This window comes from Bradyrhizobium sp. 134, from assembly GCF_023074155.1.
Classification (GTDB): domain Bacteria; phylum Pseudomonadota; class Alphaproteobacteria; order Rhizobiales; family Xanthobacteraceae; genus Bradyrhizobium.
Window position 1 is genome coordinate 1 of the sequence record NZ_JADPKX010000061.1, and the last position, 2627, is coordinate 2627.

At 63.9% G+C, this 2627-nt stretch carries 2 protein-coding genes; both read left to right on the forward strand.

Annotation, left to right across the window (positions count from 1 at the left end; all coding sequences use genetic code 11):
• The first annotated feature begins 183 nt into the window (after nucleotides 1-183).
• Nucleotides 184-1725, forward strand: coding sequence for an IS21 family transposase (gene istA / locus IVA75_RS24760; RefSeq protein ID WP_247290874.1), 1542 nt, complete (start codon nucleotides 184-186; stop codon nucleotides 1723-1725).
• Between the two features lie 19 nt (nucleotides 1726-1744).
• Nucleotides 1745-2506 (forward strand): IS21-like element helper ATPase IstB, encoded by a 762-nt coding sequence (gene istB, locus IVA75_RS24765; protein WP_027515747.1) that lies wholly within the window; start codon nucleotides 1745-1747, stop codon nucleotides 2504-2506.
• Nucleotides 2507-2627: the final 121 nt, after the last annotated feature.

Here is a 2627-nt window from a genome sequence, read left to right on the forward strand (position 1 = left end):
TGCGGAATCCGGGGCAAAGCGGCCACCGATTCCGACGGAAGGCGGCCACCGATTCCGATCGAAAGCGGCCACCCGATCCGAACGAATGCGGCCACCCTGTTGATAGGGTGAGACGGGGGGCGTTGTCGGCAATCTGAACGGGGCAAGGTCCCTCCTTTTGCGGTTGACGCAATGGGAGGTCCGATGCCCGCCGAGAGATTGCCGATGCGGAAGATTCGAGAAGTTCTACGCCTGAAGTATGCCTGTGGGGTGAGCGATCGGGTGATCTCCCGATCGGTCGGGATCGGTCGCACGGCGATCGCGGAGTATGTCCGCCGGGCCGCGGTGATCGGCATCACCTGGCCGATCCCGGAGGAGCTCGACGACACAGCCCTGGAGCGCAAGCTGTTTGCGCCAGCCGGCTACAACCCGCCACGATCGAAGCCGCTTCCGGATTGGGGGCATGTCCATGCCGAGTTGCGCCGCCGCAGCGTAACGCTGGCACTGCTGTGGGAGGAATACCGCGCCCATCATCCCGACGGCTACGGCTACAGCCGGTTCTGCGACCTCTACGTCGAATGGCGCCACGGCATCACGGCGACCATGCGGCAGACCCACGCGGCCGGCGAAAAGCTGTTCGTGGACTTCGCCGGCGATACCATGCCGGTGTTCGACGGGCTCACCGGGGAGGTGCGCGCCGCCAAGATCTTCGTCGCGGTCATGGGAGCGTCGAATTACACCTTTGCCCAAGCCCGGTTCAGCGAGGCGCTGCCCGACTGGATCGGCGCCCATGTGGATGCGCTCACCTTCCTGGGCGGGGTGCCGAAGGCGCTCGTCTGCGACAATCTGAAGGCCGGGGTGACGGTGGTGAGCCGCTACGAGCCAGGCGTCAACCGGACCTACCAAGATCTTGCCGCCCATTACGGCACCACCATTATGCCGGCGCGGCCCCGCAAGCCGCGCGACAAGGCCAAGGTGGAGGCGGCGGTTCTTATCGTCCAGCGATGGATTTTGGCGCGGCTGCGCAACCGGCGCTTCTTCTCGCTCGCCGAGTTGAATGTTGCGATCCGCATCCTGGTCGACCAACTCAACGCCCGCCTGATGCGCAAGCTCGGTGCCAGCCGCCGCGAGTTCTTCGACACCATCGATCGTCCGGCCCTGATGCCGCTGCCGGCCGAGGCCTATCAGTACGCCGAATGGCGTCGTGCCCGTGTGGCGCCGGATTACCATGTCGAAGTTCAGGGACACTTCTACTCGGTGCCATCCCGCATGATCCGCCAGGTTGTCGAGGTTCGGGCCACCGAAGCCACCATCGAGGTGTTCCATCGCGGCACCCGCATCGCCAGCCATGCACGCTCGGGGGTGAAGCGCCGCCACACCACGATCCCCGAGCACATGCCGAGCGCGCATCGCCGATACGCCTTCTGGACGCCGGCGCGTCTGCTGGCCGCCGCTGAGAAAGTCGGTCCGTCCACAATCGCGCTGTGCGAGGCGATCATGCGGACAAAGCCGCATCCCGAGCAGGGCTTCCGATCCTGTCTCGGCATCCTGCGGTTGGAAAAGACCTATGGGACGCAACGTCTCGAAGCCGCTTGCCGCCGCGGGATCAGCATCGGCTCAGCGAGCTATCGGTCGATTGCCTCGATCCTCAAGACCGGCCTGGACAAGTCCTTCCTTCCCGACACCACCCCCGACGCCGATCCCATCCAGCACGGTAACATCCGTGGCCGCGGCTACTACCACTGACCAGCAACAAGGAGGCATTATGCTCAGCAATCATACCCACGAACGTCTCGCCGCTCTCGGGCTCGCCGGAATGGCGAAGGCCTTCGATGATCAGCAACGCCAACCGGACGTCACCGCGCTGACCTTCGAGCAGCGCCTCGGCCTGATGATCGATCGCGAAGCAACTGAGCGAGAGAACAAAAGGCTCATCGTACGCCTGAAGTTTGCCTCGCTACGGCAGGCCGCAATCGTCGAAGATGTCGATCTGCGCGCTCCGCGCGGCATCGACCGCGCCTTCTTTGCCAAGCTCGTCGATGGCGATTGGATCGGCCGCAAGCAAAATTTGCTCATCACCGGGCCGACCGGCGTCGGCAAGAGCTGGATCGCCTGCGCGCTCGGTCACAAGGCATGCCGCGATAATCGATCGGTCTTATACCATCGCCTGCCAAGGCTGTTCGAAGCTCTTGCGCTCGCCCGCGGCGACGGACGCTATGCGCGGCTCCTCAAGACGTTATCGAGGGTCGATTTGCTCATCCTCGACGACTGGGGCCTCGCTCCGATTACCGGCGAGCAGCGTCGCGATCTCCTCGAAGTCGTCGACGATCGTCACCAGCGCGGATCGACCATCATCACCAGCCAGGTACCGATCGAAAATTGGCATGAGATCATCGCCGACCCGACCATCGCCGACGCCGTCCTCGACCGCCTCGTCCACAACGCTCACCGCCTCATCCTCAAAGGAGACAGCATGCGGAAAATAACTGCCCAACGCGCCAATCTTGACGCCGCGAAGAAAACCTGACCCAACTCCTCATGCCGGCAACGACACCCCGGCCGCCTTCGTCGGAACAGGTGGCCGCCTTCGATCGGAATGCATGGTCGCGTTCAATCGGAATCTCTGGCCGCAATCCCCGGAATCCGCA